Annotated in this window: 11 protein-coding genes and 1 pseudogene; all 12 read right to left on the reverse strand. The window is 65.1% G+C overall.

Going from position 1 to position 14,608, the window contains the following annotated elements; genetic code table 11:
• Window positions 1-144 (reverse strand): annotated as a pseudogene (gene eno / locus FFS27_RS15920) (phosphopyruvate hydratase); the annotation flags it as partial.
• 45 nt (window positions 145-189) lie between these two features.
• On the reverse strand, window positions 190-1,035 hold the full coding sequence (kdsA, locus tag FFS27_RS15925) for a 3-deoxy-8-phosphooctulonate synthase (protein WP_021265161.1): 846 nt from the start codon (window positions 1,033-1,035) through the stop codon (window positions 190-192).
• A gap of 2 nt (window positions 1,036-1,037) precedes the next feature.
• Entirely contained in the window at window positions 1,038-2,666 is a 1,629-nt protein-coding gene (locus FFS27_RS15930; RefSeq protein WP_003092366.1) for a CTP synthase, read from the reverse strand.
• Between the two features lie 170 nt (window positions 2,667-2,836).
• Window positions 2,837-4,165 (reverse strand): tRNA lysidine(34) synthetase TilS, encoded by a 1,329-nt coding sequence (gene tilS / locus FFS27_RS15935; RefSeq protein ID WP_044727069.1) that lies wholly within the window; start codon window positions 4,163-4,165, stop codon window positions 2,837-2,839.
• Between the two features lie 69 nt (window positions 4,166-4,234).
• Window positions 4,235-5,185 carry an acetyl-CoA carboxylase carboxyl transferase subunit alpha gene (gene accA, locus FFS27_RS15940; RefSeq protein ID WP_003109333.1) on the reverse strand — a complete coding sequence of 317 codons (951 nt, stop codon included), beginning with the start codon at window positions 5,183-5,185 and terminating at the stop codon, window positions 4,235-4,237.
• Between the two features lie 149 nt (window positions 5,186-5,334).
• Entirely contained in the window at window positions 5,335-8,856 is a 3,522-nt protein-coding gene (gene dnaE, locus FFS27_RS15945; protein ID WP_003098578.1) for a DNA polymerase III subunit alpha, read from the reverse strand.
• A 129-nt stretch (window positions 8,857-8,985) separates the two neighbouring features.
• Window positions 8,986-10,401, reverse strand: coding sequence for an alanine/glycine:cation symporter family protein (locus tag FFS27_RS15950; protein WP_003138024.1), 1,416 nt, complete (start codon window positions 10,399-10,401; stop codon window positions 8,986-8,988).
• Between the two features lie 216 nt (window positions 10,402-10,617).
• On the reverse strand, window positions 10,618-11,223 hold the full coding sequence (gene rnhB, locus FFS27_RS15955; RefSeq protein ID WP_003092371.1) for a ribonuclease HII: 606 nt from the start codon (window positions 11,221-11,223) through the stop codon (window positions 10,618-10,620).
• A complete protein-coding gene (lpxB, locus tag FFS27_RS15960) occupies window positions 11,223-12,359 on the reverse strand; it encodes a lipid-A-disaccharide synthase (RefSeq protein ID WP_003109334.1) in 1,137 nt (378 codons plus the stop codon). Before lpxB ends, rnhB begins: the two co-directional genes overlap by 1 nt.
• 3 nt (window positions 12,360-12,362) lie before the next feature.
• Window positions 12,363-13,139 carry an acyl-ACP--UDP-N-acetylglucosamine O-acyltransferase gene (gene lpxA, locus FFS27_RS15965; RefSeq protein WP_003092373.1) on the reverse strand — a complete coding sequence of 259 codons (777 nt, stop codon included), beginning with the start codon at window positions 13,137-13,139 and terminating at the stop codon, window positions 12,363-12,365.
• Window positions 13,136-13,576 carry a 3-hydroxyacyl-ACP dehydratase FabZ gene (gene fabZ, locus FFS27_RS15970; RefSeq protein WP_003092375.1) on the reverse strand — a complete coding sequence of 147 codons (441 nt, stop codon included), beginning with the start codon at window positions 13,574-13,576 and terminating at the stop codon, window positions 13,136-13,138. The genes lpxA and fabZ overlap by 4 nt, the downstream gene beginning before the upstream one ends.
• 45 nt (window positions 13,577-13,621) lie before the next feature.
• On the reverse strand, window positions 13,622-14,608 hold a 987-nt coding region (lpxD, locus tag FFS27_RS15975), incomplete at its 5' end, for a UDP-3-O-(3-hydroxymyristoyl)glucosamine N-acyltransferase (protein WP_137952095.1).

The raw sequence follows: 14,608 nt of genomic DNA on the forward strand, positions 1-14,608 counted from the left end.
GGCCTCGCGGGAACCGGTGGAAGCACCGGAAGGCGCGCAGGCGCTGCCGACGATGCCGTTGTCCAGGATCACGTCCGCTTCAACGGTAGGGTTGCCGCGGGAGTCCAGGACCTCACGGCCCTTGATGTCGACGATCTTTGCCATTCTTGTTAACACTCCGAAGTGAATGAACGGGGCGGTCTGAGGAGACTAGGCAGTCTCGATTGCAGGAAAGCTCTTGATCAGCTCGTCCAGTTGCTTGAGCTGGGACAGGAAGGCTTCGAGTTTGTTCAGGCGCAGCGCGCACGGACCGTCGCACTTGGCGTGCTCGGGGTCCGGATGGGCCTCGAGGAACAGCCCGGCGAGCTTCTGGCTGAGCCCGGCCTTGGCCAGGTCGGTGACCTGGGCGCGCCGGCCGCCGGCGGAGTCCGCGCGACCGCCGGGCATCTGCAGGGCGTGGGTGACGTCGAAGAATAGCGGGTACTCGAACTGCTTCATGATGCCGAAGCCGAGCATGTCGACCACCAGGTTGTTGTATCCGAAGGAGGAGCCGCGCTCGCAGAGGATCAGGCGGTCGTTACCGGCTTCCTCGCACTTGGTCAGGATGTGCTTCATCTCCTGGGGCGCGAGGAACTGGGCCTTCTTGATATTGATCACCGCGTTGGTCCTGGCCATCGCCACCACCAGGTCGGTCTGCCGCGAGAGGAAGGCCGGCAGCTGGATGATGTCGCAGACCTCGGCCACCGGCTGGGCCTGGAACGGCTCGTGGACATCGGTGATGACCGGCACCTTGAAGGTCTTCTTGATCTCTTCGAAGATCTTCATTCCCTCTTCCAGGCCCGGGCCACGGAACGAGTGGATCGAGGAACGGTTGGCCTTGTCGAAGCTGGCCTTGAACACATAGGGGATACCGAGTTTCTCGGTAACCCGTACGTATTCTTCGCAGACCTGCATGGCCAGGTCGCGCGACTCCAGCACGTTCATGCCGCCGAACAGCACGAACGGCAGGTCGTTGCCGATCTGGATATCGCCGACGCGAACGATCTTCTGTGCCATGCTCAGGCCTTCCCGGAATATTTCAGCGCGGCGTTGACGAAACCGCTGAACAGCGGGTGGCCATCACGCGGTGTGGAGGTGAATTCCGGGTGGAACTGGCAGGCAACGAACCACGGATGCTCCGGGGCCTCGACCACTTCCACCAGGGCGCCGTCGCCGGAGCGGCCGGAAATCTTCAGGCCGGCCTGTTCCAGTTGCGGCAGCAGGTTGTTGTTCACTTCGTAGCGATGGCGATGGCGCTCGACGATCACGTCCTTGGCATAGCAGTCGTGCACCAGGGTGCCGGTCTGCAGCTGGCACTCCTGGGCGCCCAGGCGCATGGTGCCGCCCAGGTCGGAAGCTTCGGTGCGGATCTCGGTGGCGCCGGTCGCGTCCTGCCATTCGGTGATCAGGCCGACCACCGGATGGCCGCTGGACTTGTCGAACTCGGTGGAGTTGGCGTCGCTCCAGCCGAGCACGTTGCGGGCGTATTCGATGACCGCGACCTGCATGCCCAGGCAGATGCCCAGGTAGGGGATCTTGTTCTCGCGGGCGTACTGCACGGTGCTGATCTTGCCTTCCACGCCGCGCAGGCCGAAGCCGCCCGGGACCAGGATGGCGTCGACGCCTTCCAGCAGGCTGGTGCCCTGCTGCTCGATGTCTTCGGAGTCGATGTAGCGCAGGTTGACCTTGGTGCGGCTCTGGATGCCGGCGTGGGTCATCGCCTCGATCAGCGACTTGTACGCGTCCAGCAGTTCCATGTACTTGCCGACCATGGCGATGGTGACTTCACGCTCGGGGTTGAGCTTGGCATCGACCACGCGGTCCCATTCGGACAGGTCGGCCTGCCCGCACTCCAGGCCGAAGCGCTCGACGACGATGTCGTCCAGGCCCTGGGCATGCAGCACCGACGGGATGCGGTAGATGGTGTCGACGTCTTCCAGGGCGATCACCGCGCGCTCCTCGACGTTGGTGAAGAGCGCGATCTTGCGCCGCGAGGAGACGTCGATCGGGTGGTCGGAACGGCAGACCAGCACGTCCGGTTGCAGGCCGATGGAGCGCAGCTCCTTGACCGAGTGCTGGGTCGGCTTGGTCTTGGTCTCGCCGGCGGTGGCGATGTACGGGACCAGGGTCAGGTGCATCAGCATCGCGCGCTTGGCGCCGATCTCGACGCGCAGCTGGCGGATCGCCTCGAGGAACGGCTGCGACTCGATGTCGCCGACGGTGCCACCGATCTCCACCAGGGCGACGTCGGCATCGCCGGCGCCCTTGATGATGCGCCGCTTGATCTCGTCGGTGATGTGCGGGATCACCTGCACGGTGGCGCCCAGGTAGTCGCCGCGGCGTTCCTTGCGCAACACGTCCATGTAGACGCGGCCGGTGGTGAAGTTGTTGTTCTGGGTCATGGTGGTACGAACGAAGCGCTCGTAATGGCCCAGGTCCAGGTCGGTCTCGGCGCCGTCCTGGGTCACGAAGACCTCACCGTGCTGGAACGGGCTCATGGTGCCCGGGTCCACGTTGATGTAAGGGTCCAGCTTGAGCATCGTGATCTTCAGGCCACGCGCTTCCAAGATCGCAGCCAGAGAAGCCGAAGCGATGCCTTTCCCCAATGAAGAAACAACACCACCCGTGACGAAGATGTAGCGCGTCATGAAAAACCCTAGAAGTCAGCGTTTAGGCGGGATCAACCGCCGGGGATTCGGAGAAGGGAGGCCAGCTCCCGCCACGGACAAATCCGTGGGCAAAGCAAACTCCTGCTGATTCCGGAGGGAATCGGCGGGAGCAGTACAAGACGGGAGCGTAGTCTACTGGAAACGGCTTACTAGCTCAAACCCGGGTCGTTCGTCGGCGGGCTCCAGGACAGTCGCCAGCCCCCCTCGCGGGGACTGTCCAGGCCAGGAATGTTGGCCACCGCGAGCAGTTCGTCGGCTCGGAAGAGCAACGGCAAACGACCGCGCAGGAAGCTCGGTACGCCCGCTTCGTTGAGCAACCGCTTGAGGTCACGGCGACCGCGCCCGGCCAGGGCCAGCACCTCCCCACCCCGCCGGTAGTCGACGCGCAACGGCCCCGCCGGAACCTCGCCGAGCAACGCCAGCCGACCATTGCCGGGAAGAAGCAATGGATGAGCGGGACGCTCCCAGACGAACGGTCCCGCCGCCGCCCGCCAGTCCGCCGGCAACCACCAGATCCGCCCCGCGCCGCGACGCAACTCGCCGCTCTCCAGGCGCCAGATCGGGTCGGCATCGTCGCCGGCATCGCGCAACGACTCCCAGCCGGCCCAGTGGTCGCTGTCCGGCAACCGCGTCAGCTGTCCCAGCCAGGCCCGCAGCAGGTTGCGCTGGCGCGCAGCGCTGAGGCGGCGCAGAGGCTCCAGGGCGATCCGGGGCAGATCCAGCCAGTCCGGCCAATCCAGTTCCGAGGGTTGGCGGCAGGCCCGGAGGTCGATGGCGGCCAGTTCAGCCAGCAGGTCTTCGGCCTCGCGCAGATGCGCCGCGCAGCGCGCCATGCCGGCGACGGCCTGCGGCCAGTGGGAGGCGAGACGCGGCATGATCTCCCGGCGCAGGTAGTTGCGCGAGAAGCGCGGATCCTGGTTGGAAGGATCCTCCACCCAGTCCAGCCGGTGCGCCTGCGCATAGGCTTCCAGTTCGGCGCGGGAAACCCCGAGCAAGGGGCGGCACAGGCGGCCGCCGCCCAGCGGCCGGCTCGCCGGCATCGCCGCCAGGCCGCGCAGGCCCGCTCCACGCAACAGGCGGAACAGCAGAGTCTCGGCCTGGTCGTCGAGGTGCTGCGCGGTGAGCAGCACCTGTCCCTCGCCCAGGTTCGCCTGGAATGCGCGATAGCGGGCGTCGCGCGCCGCCTGCTCGATGCTGCCGCCAACGGCGACCTGCACCCGCTCGACCCGCAGCGGGATACCCAGCGACCGGCAGACCGCCTGGCAGTGCGCCGGCCAACCGTCCGCCGCAGCCTGCAAGCCATGGTGGACATGCAGCGCCGACAGCGCCGGCAAGGCTTCGCTCCGGACCAGTTGGGCGAGCAGATGCAGCAACACCGTGGAATCCAGCCCGCCGGAAAACGCCACGCACCAGCCCCCCGCTTCGCGCCAGGGCGCCAGGGCCTGTAACAGACGGGATTCGAGCGGCACCGCCGGCATGCTTGCGCTCCTCATGCGACAAGCCCGGCGAATGCCGGGCTTGTCGATCGTACCAGTGCGCCGGATGGTTTACGGCGCGCCGTAGCTCATCAGGCGGTCGTAACGACGCTCCAGCAACTCACCCATTTCCAGGCCCTGGAGCATCTTCAGTTGCGCCAGCAGTTCGCCACGGATCGATTCGGCCATGCTCGCCGGATCGCGATGGGCGCCGCCCAGCGGTTCGTCGATGACCTTGTCAACGATGCCCAGGCCTTTCAGGCGCTCGGCGGTGATGCCCATGGCCTCTGCGGCTTCCGGCGCCTTCTCGGCGGTCTTCCAGAGGATGGAGGCGCAGCCTTCCGGCGAGATCACCGAATAGGTGGAGTATTGCAGCATGTTCAACTGGTCGCAGACACCGATGGCCAGCGCGCCGCCGGAACCGCCCTCGCCGATCACGGTGGCGATGATCGGCGTCTTCAGTCGCGCCATCACCCGCAGGTTCCAGGCGATCGCCTCGCTCTGGCCGCGCTCCTCGGCATCGATCCCCGGGTAGGCGCCGGGCGTGTCGATGAAGGTGAGGATCGGCATCTTGAAGCGTTCGGCCATTTCCATCAGGCGGCAGGCCTTGCGATAGCCTTCCGGACGCGGCATGCCGAAGTTGCGCCGGACCTTCTCACGGACTTCGCGGCCTTTCTGGTGGCCGATGACCATCACCGGGGAACCGTCGAGGCGGGCAACGCCGCCGACGATCGCCGGGTCGTCGGCGAAATGCCGGTCGCCGTGCAGTTCCTCGAAATCGCTGAACAGGTAACCGATGTAGTCGAGGGTATAGGGACGCTTGGGATGGCGCGCGAGCTGGGCGATCTGCCAACTGGACAGATTGCCGAAGATATTTTCGGTGAGCGCCTTGCTCTTGTCCTGCAGACGCGAGATTTCGTCGCTGATGTTCAGCGCATTGTCGTTGCCCACCAGGCGCAGCTCTTCGATCTTGGCTTGCAGGTCGGCGATCGGCTGTTCGAAATCAAGAAAGTTCGGGTTCATAGGCTTCCGTCGTGCGCAGATTCTAGTGGGCCGTTTCCGTTTGGCGCCCTACCTTACGGGATCGGGCGCCAGGGGTCGAGCCGGGAGCAAGGGCGATCCGCGTTTTCCCGCCGCAGAGCGCGGAACAACGGCGTTATCGCCCATCGCGATTAACGATAATTGAGGAAGACGTTGTCGCGCCCGAACTGGTCACGCAATGCCTGGATCAGATCGTCCGCCGGATCCACCCGCCAGCTCTCGCCGAACTGCAGCAGGGCCTTGGCGTCGGCGCTGGTGTAGTCCAGGGTGATCGGGCAGGAACCGCGATGGCGGTTGAACAGCTCGCCCAGCCAGCGCAGGCGGTCGCCCTTCAACAGGTCGGCGTGCAGCTTCATCCGCAGGCTCTCCGCCAGGCCGGTACGCGCCTCCTCCAGGCTCATCACGCGCTTGGCGCGCAGGCGCAATCCGCCGGAGAAGTCGTCCTGGCTGACCTCACCCTCGACCACCACCAGCGCATCGGTCTGCAGCAGCGACTGGGCCGCGGCGAAGGCTTCGGAGAACAGCGAGGCCTCGATCCGTCCGGAGCGGTCATCAAGGGTGACGAAGCCCATCTTGTCGCCCTTCTTGTTCTTCATCACCCGCAGGTTGACGATCAGCCCGGCCACCGTCTGGGTATCGCGCGCCGGCTTCAGCTCGACGATGCGCTGGCGGGCGAAGCGCCGCACCTCGCCTTCGTACTCGTCGATCGGATGGCCGGTCAGGTACAGGCCGAGGGTGTCCTTCTCGCCCTTCAGGCGTTCCTTGAGGGTCAGCTCCTTGACCTTGCGGTGGTTGGCGTAGACATCCGCCTCCGGCTCGGCGAAGACTCCGCCGAACAGGTCCATGTGCCCGCTGTCGTGGCTGCGCGCGGTCTGCTCGGCGGCCTGGATCGCTTCCTCCATCGCCGCCAGCAGCACGGCGCGGTTGAGGTCGACGGTAGCCTGGTAGGCCTTTAGCTCGTCGTGGTAGTGCGGCCCCAGGCGATCCAGCGCACCGGCGCGGATCAGCGCTTCCAGGGTGCGCTTGTTGATGCGTTTCAGGTCGACGCGGTCGCAGAAGTCGAACAGGGTGTTGAACGGCCCGCCTTCGGCGCGGCATTCGGTGATCGCCTCCACCGGCCCCTCGCCGACGCCCTTGATCGCACCCAGGCCATAGACGATCCGGCCATCGTCGTCGACGGTGAAGCGGAACTCGGAGTTGTTCACGTCCGGCGCCACGATGCGCAGCTTCATGTGCCGGCATTCTTCGATCAGCGTCACCACCTTGTCGGTGTTCTGCATATCCGCGGTGAGTACCGCGGCCATGAACGGCGCCGGGAAGTGGGTCTTCAGCCAGGCGGTCTGGTAGGAGACCAGGCCGTAGGCTGCCGAGTGCGACTTGTTGAAGCCGTAGCCGGCGAATTTTTCCACCAGGTCGAAGATGTTGCCCGCGAGGTCGGCATCGATGCCGTTGTTCTTGCAACCCTCGATGAAACCGCCGCGCTGCTTGGCCATTTCCTCGGGCTTCTTCTTGCCCATCGCCCGGCGCAGCATGTCCGCGCCACCGAGGGTATAGCCGGCCATGACCTGGGCGATCTGCATCACCTGTTCCTGGTACAGGATGATGCCGTAGGTGGGCTTGAGCACCGGCTCCAGGCCGGCGTACTGGTAATCGGGGTGCGGATAGGACAGCTCGGCGCGACCGTGCTTGCGGTTGATGAAGTCGTCCACCATGCCCGACTGCAGAGGACCCGGGCGGAACAGCGCCACCAGTGCGATGAGGTCTTCCAGGCAGTCCGGCTTGAGCTTCTTGATCAGCTCCTTCATGCCGCGCGATTCGAGCTGGAACACCGCAGTGGTCTCGGCCTTCTGCAGCAGCGAATAGGTCGGCTTGTCGTCCAGCGGGATGAAGTCGATGTTCACCGGCTCCAGGCCCTTCTTGGCCTGCTCGCGGTTGATGATCTCCATCGCCCACTTGATGATGGTCAGGGTCCGCAGGCCGAGGAAGTCGAACTTCACCAGGCCGGCCGCCTCCACGTCGTCCTTGTCGAACTGGGTCACCAGGCCGCCGCCTTCCTCGTCGCAGGCGATCGGCGAGAAGTCGGTCAGCTTGGTCGGCGCGATCACCACGCCACCAGCGTGCTTGCCGGTACCGCGGGTGATGCCTTCCAGCTTGAGGGCCATCTCCCAGATCTCGGCGGCTTCCTCGTCGCTCTTGAGGAAGTCGCGGAGCATTTCTTCCTGCTCGTAGGCCTTATCCAGGGTCATGCCGACTTCGAACGGAATCATCTTCGACAGCCGGTCGGCGAGACCGTAGGACTTGCCCTGGACCCGCGCCACGTCGCGTACCACCGCCTTCGCCGCCATGGTGCCGAAGGTGATGATCTGGCTCACCGCGTTGCGCCCGTAGGCGTCGGCCACGTAGTCGATCACCCGGTCGCGGCCCTCCATGCAGAAGTCGACGTCGAAGTCGGGCATGGAGATCCGTTCCGGGTTGAGGAAACGTTCGAACAGCAGGTCGTAGGCCAGCGGATCGAGGTCGGTGATCTTCAGCACGTAGGCCACCAGCGAGCCGGCGCCCGAGCCCCGCCCGGGGCCTACCGGCACGCCGTTGTTCTTCGCCCACTTGATGAAGTCCATCACGATGAGGAAGTAACCGGGGAAACCCATCTGGATGATGATATCGAGTTCGAAGTTCAGACGGTCGACATAGACCTGGCGCTTGGCCTCGTAGTCCGGGGTGTCCTTCGGCAACAGCACCTCCAGGCGCTCCTCGAGACCTTCGAAGGAGGCGTGCCGCAGGTAGTCGTCGATGCCCATGCCATTGGGCGTGGGGAAGTCCGGCAGGAAGTACTTGCCCAGCTGCACCTCGATGTTGCAGCGCTTGGCGATCTCGACGGTGTTTTCCAACGCTTCCGGCAGGTCGCTGAACAGCTCGGCCATTTCCGCCGGCGACTTCAGGTATTGCTGGTCCGAATAGGTACGCGGCCGCCGCGGATCGTCGAGGGTCCGCCCCTCGCCGATGCAGACGCGGGTCTCGTGGGCCTCGAAGTCTTCCTGCTTGATGAAGCGCACGTCGTTGGTCGCCACCAGCGGCGCGTTACAGCGTGACGCCAGAGCCACCGCCGCGTGGAGGTGCTCCTCGTCGTTGACCCGACTGGTACGTTGCACTTCGACGTAGAAGCGCTCGGGGAACACCTCCATCCACTCGCGCAACAGCGCCTCGGCCTTGGCCTCCTCGCCGTCGAGCAGCGCGTGGCCGATCTCGCCCTCCTTGGCCGCGGACAGCGCGATCAGGCCTTCCGCCGCCTCCTTGACCCAGTCGCGCTCGATGATGATCTCGCCGTTGCGCTGGCCTTCGCTCCAGCCGCGGGAAATCAGCTCGGTGAGGTTGCGATAGCCCTTCGCGTTCATCGCCAGCAGGCTCAGGCGGCTGAGCGGGCCATCTTCCTCGCGGCTGGCGAGCCAGATGTCGGCCCCGCAGATCGGCTTGATGCCGGCGCCCATGGCGGTCTTGTAGAACTTCACCAGCGAGCACATGTTGCTCTGGTCGGTGACCGCCACCGCCGGCATGCCCAGCCCCGCCACTGCCTTGGCCAGGGGCTTGACCCGGACCAGGCCGTCGACCAGGGAGAATTCGGTATGCAGACGCAGGTGAACGAAGGATACGGTCATGAAGGCCCCGGAGCAGAAATAACGCAAAAACGACAAGGCCCGGATTGTACCGGGCCCGGTGGCAAAGCTACAGGTTCAAGAGCGGACGATGCGCCTCGGCTGCGCCGAGAAACGTCGCCCGCCCCGCGCTCAGGCGCGGCGGTCGTCCCAGATACCCGGTTCGAGCTTCTGCTGGACTTCGGGGAACTGGCTGGCGTCGAAGGTCGGCAGCTTGCCGGCCTTGCGCTGGGCGTTGTAGTCCTTGGCCAGCTTGATCGCGAGGTTGGACAGTAGCAGGATGGCGATCAGGTTGGTGATCGCCATCAGGCCCATCGACACGTCGGCGAGGTTCCAGACGAACGGCAGCGAAGCCAGCGCGCCGAACATCACCATCGCCAGCACGATCAGGCGGAAGATCAACAGGCCCGCCAGGTGGTTGTGCTCGAGGAATACCAGGCAGTTCTCGGCATAGAAGTAGTTGGCGACGATCGAGGTGAAGGCGAAGAACAGGATGATCACCGCCAGGAAGTAGCGGCCCCAGTCGCCGACCTGGCTGGTCAGGGCATTCTGCACCAGCATGATGCCCTCGCCTTCCTGCGGTCCGGCCAGCAGGATGATGGCGGCGGAAGCGGTGCAGATCAGCAGGGTATCGATGAACACGCCGGCCATCTGCACGTAGCCCTGGGACGCCGGGTGCGGCGGATAGGGCGTGGCCGAGGCGGCGGCGTTGGGCGCCGAGCCCATGCCTGCTTCGTTGGAGAACAGGCCGCGCTTGAAGCCGTTGAGGATCGCCGCGCCGATGCCGCCGGCGGCGGCCTCGTGCCAGCCGAAGGCACTCTTCACCACCATCTCCAGGACGCCCGGCAGTTCGCTGAGATTGAACAGGATGATGCCCACCGCCAGCAGCAGGTAGGCCACCGCCATGAAGGGTACCGCCAGCTCGGAGAAGCGCGCGATGGAGCGCAGGCCGCCGAAGATGATCAACGCGGTGAGGATCACCACGGCGATGCCGCTGATCCAGGTCGGCACGCCGAAGGCGCCCTGCATGGCACCGGTGATGGTATTGGCCTGCACCGAGTTGAAGACGAAACCGAAGGCGATGATCAGGAAGATCGAGAACAGGATGCCCATCCAGCGCGCGCCCAGGCCCTTCTCCATGTAGTAGGCCGGGCCGCCACGGAACTGGCCCTTGTCGTCGCGAATCTTGAACAACTGGGCCAGGGTCGCCTCGACGAAGCCGGTCGCCATCCCCACCAGGGCGATCGCCCACATCCAGAACACTGCGCCGGGACCGCCGAGCGTGATCGCTACCGCCACGCCGGCGACGTTGCCGGTACCGACCCGCGCCGCCAGAGAGGTGCAGAGCGCCTGGAACGAGGAGATTCCCGAGTCGTCCGACTGGCGGCTGCCCTTGAGCACGCTGAAGGTATGGCCGAAGTGGCGGAACTGGATCAATCCCAGGCGCACAGTGAAGTACAGGCCGCAACCGACCAGCAGCCAGATGAGGATCTTGCCCCAGATAAGGCCGTTGAGCAGGTCGACGACCTGAGTGGCGAATTCTTGCATGGATAACTCCCCTGTTCCGCTTATGGCGGATTGTTGTCAGCCGACCTCCCGGGTAGAAGGCCGCGTGTTTCGGACACACACGGAATGACGTGCGAGCCGAAGGAAATTTCGCTGTGAATGGTACCTGGCAGGAAGGGGCAGGACTTTCCGCTATTGACGCCGCTCACCGCTTGTCACCAGGCGACGGATACGGTCAGTCACGCGACATCCGCTCAATTATTGAACAGGGACATCCAGCAATTCGCGAACCGGAGCAAACGAGCGTCGATGGATCGGCGTCGGGCCGAGACGGGAAAGCGCCTCGAGATGGACAGCGGTCGGATAGCCCTTGTGCCCGGCCATGCCATAGCCCGGATAGACCCGGTCCAGCTCGACCATTTCCCGGTCGCGACTGACCTTGGCCAGGATCGACGCCGCGGCGATTGCCGGTACCTGGCTGTCGCCCTTGACCACCGGCGCGCTGGGCACCGCCAGTTTCGGACAGCGATTGCCGTCGATCAGGGCCAGCCGCGGAGTCACGCTGAGGCCTTCGACCGCGCGCTGCATGGCAAGCATGGTGGCATGCAGAATGTTCAGCCGGTCGATCTCCTCGACCTCGGCGCGGGCGATGCACCAGGCCAGGGCCTTCTCGCGGATCTCTTCGAACAGCGCCTCGCGACGAGCTTCGCTGAGCTTCTTCGAGTCGTTCAGGCCGAGGATTGGGCGGCTCGGGTCGAGAATCACCGCGGCGGTGACCACCGGACCGCACAACGGACCGCGACCGACCTCGTCGACGCCCGCGACCAGATCCTCCACCAGATTGAAATCCAGGCCCAGTTGCATCAGCGGCGCTCCACCAGTTGCAGGACGGCTTCCGCCGCCTGTGCCGAAGCATCCTGGCGCAAGGCCCGATGGATGGCATCGAAGAATTCCACCTGCTGCGAGCCGTCGTCCAGCAGCGGCGAGAGGGTTGCGGCCAGCGCTTGCGGGGTGGCGGCGTCCTGGATCAGTTCCGGCACCAACAGGCGCCCGGCCAGCAGGTTCGGCAGGGAGATGTAAGGGCTTTTCACCAGGCGCTTGAGAATCCGGTACGTCAGCCCGGCGACCCGATAAGCCACCACCATGGGCCGCTTGTAGAGCAGCGCCTCGAGGGTCGCGGTACCGGAGGCGATCAGCACCGCATCGCAGGCGGCCAACGCTTCATGGGAAGCGCCGTCGAGCAGCGTCAGCGGCAGAGGCTCGCGGCCCTGGAGCATCTGCTCGATCTGTTCGCGCCGTGCAGCGCTGGCGCAGGGCAGCACGAAACGCAGGCCCGGCCGTTCGACGAGCAGGCGCTGGGCGGTGTCGAGGAACAACGCGCCGAGCTTGCCGACCTCGCCGCCGCGACTGCCCGGCATCAGCGCCACCACCTGTCCGTCCGCCGGCAATCCGAGCCGCGCGCGGGCCGCAGCGCGATCCGCCTGCAGGGGAATGGTGTTGGCCAGGGGGTGGCCGACGAAACGCACGGGCACCCCATGCTCTTCGTAGAAACGTGCTTCGAAGGGGAACAATGCCAGCATCAGGTCGCAGGCTTCGCGAATCTTCAGCACCCGCTTCTGCCGCCAGGCCCACACCGAAGGGCTGACGTAATGCACGGTGCGCAGGCCAGCCTGGCGCAGCTTGTGTTCGACGCCGAGGGTGAAGTCGGGAGCGTCGATGCCGATCATCACATCCGGCCGGGCCTCGATGAGCGTGCGGATCAGGCGCTTGCGCCGTCGCAACAACTCCGGCAGCCTGCCCAGCACTTCGACCAGGCCCATCACCGACAGGCGCTCCATGGGGAAATAGCTGGACAGCCCTTCGGCCTCCATGCGCGGCCCACCGACGCCGATGAACTCGATATCCGGGTGCCGCGCCCGCAGCGCCTGCATCAGTCCGGACCCGAGGATGTCGCCGGAGGCCTCGCCGGCGACCAGGGCTACGCGTAATCCGTCAGCCATGGCTCAGCGGGTGATGCCGCGGGTTGCGCTCTGGATGGAATCACGGAACACCGCGACCTCGGGGAACTGGGCAGCGCTTTCGGCCAGCTCGGCCAGGGCTTCCTCGACGGTATGTCCCTGGCGATAGACCACCTTGTAGGCACGCCGCAGGGCATGGATGGCCTCGCTGCTGAAGCCGCGCCGACGCATGCCTTCGAAGTTCATGCTGCGGGCTTCGGCCGGGTTGCCGAAGACCGTCACGTAGGCCGGGACGTCCTTGCCGATGGCGCTGCCCATGCCGGAAAAGCTGTGCGCGCCGATCCGGCAGTACTGGTGCACCAGGGTGTAGCCGGACAGGATCGCCCAGTCGTCCACGTGGACATGCCCGGCCAGCGCCGTGTTGTTCACCAGGATGCAATGGTTGCCGATCACGCTGTCATGGCCGATGTGCGCATAGGCCATGATCAGATTGTGGTCGCCAATGGTGGTTTCCGCGCGATCCTGGACGGTTCCGCGATGGATGGTCACGCCTTCGCGGATCACGTTGTGGTCACCGATCACCAGGCGCGTCGGCTCGCCCTTGTATTTCAGGTCGGGAGTATCCTCGCCGACGCTGGAAAACTGGTAGATGCGGTTGTGCTTGCCGATCTTCGTGGGGCCCTTGAGCACCACGTGCGGACCGATCACCGTCCCTTCACCGATCTCCACTTCCGCCCCGACGATGGACCACGGGCCCACCTGGACGTCAGCCGCCAGCCTGGCGCTCGGATCGATGATGGCGCGAGGATCGATCAAACTCATAGTTTGCGTTCCGCACAGATGATTTCAGCCGAGCATACCGGCTTGTCGTCGACGGTAGCGTGGCAGTCGAATTTCCAGATGCTGCGCTTCACGCTGATGAACTTGGCGTGCAGTTGCAGTTGGTCGCCCGGCAGGACCGGCTGGCGGAAGCGCAGCTTGTCCGAACCGACGAAGTAGTAAAGGGTGCCGTCGGCGGGCTTCACGTCGAGCATCTTGAAACCGAGGATACCGGCCGCCTGGGCCATCGCCTCGATGATCAGCACGCCCGGCATGATCGGGTGCTCGGGGAAATGTCCGTTGAAGAACGGCTCATTGATACTGACATTCTTGTAGGCGCGAATGCGCTTGCCCTCGATGTCCAGCTCTACCACCCGATCCACCAGCAGGAAAGGATAGCGATGAGGCAGGTATTCGCGAATCTCGTTGATGTCCATCATGTTAGGGGGAGCCTGTTCAGAAAAGGGTGACGCAAAAAACGTCAATTACGCATCAGATGAAGCGTCACCGCTTGAGGTCACGGCAGCCAGGCGTTTTTCCAGCTGCTGAAGTCGACGCGCCATGTCGTCCAGTTGACGAATGCGCGCGGCGCTTTTTTTCCATTCGGCCGCCGGTTGCATGGCGGTACCGGAGGAATACGATCCCGGCTCGGTGATCGAGCGGGTCACCATGGTCATGCCGGTCACGAAAACGTTGTCGCAGATCTCGATATGGCCGACCAAGCCAACGCCGCCGGCGAGCATGCAATGCCTGCCGATCTTGGCGCTGCCGGAAATGCCGACGCAAGCAGCCATGGCGGTATGATCGCCGATCTGCACGTTGTGCGCGATCATGATCTGGTTGTCCAGCTTCACACCGTTGCCGATCAGCGTATCGGACAGTGCTCCACGGTCGATGGTGGTGTTCGCGCCGATCTCGACGTCGTCGCCGATGGTCACCCCGCCGATCTGGGCGATCTTCTGCCAGACGCCCTTCTCGTTGGCGAAACCGAAGCCCTCGCCGCCGATCACCGCGCCCGACTGGATGCTCACCCGCGCGCCGATGGTGACGTCGTGGTAGAGCGTGACCCGCGGCGCCAGCCAGCCGCCTTCGCCGATCACGCTACGGGCGCCGATCACGCAGTGCGCGCCGATGCTGACGCCAGCGCCGATGCGGGCGCCGCTCTCGATAACCGCATAGGCGCCGACGCTGGCGCTCGGATCGACCTCGGCGTCCGCCGCGACGATGGCGGTGGGATGGATACCGGCGGCCGCCTTCGGTTTGCGATCGAACAGGTGCGACAGGCTGGCATAGGCCAGGTAGGGGTTGGCCACCACCAGCGCGGTACCGGCAAACCCGTCGGCGTCGGCAGCCGTCAGCAGGACGGCGCCGGCACGGCTTTCGGGCAGGTACTTGCGATACTGCGGGTTGGCCAGGAAGCTCAGCTGAGCCGGTCCGGCCTCCTGCAAGGTCGCCAGGCCCTGGATCGGCAG

This window comes from Pseudomonas sp. 2VD, from assembly GCF_005503585.1.
GTDB classification, from domain to species: Bacteria; Pseudomonadota; Gammaproteobacteria; order Pseudomonadales; family Pseudomonadaceae; genus Pseudomonas; species Pseudomonas aeruginosa.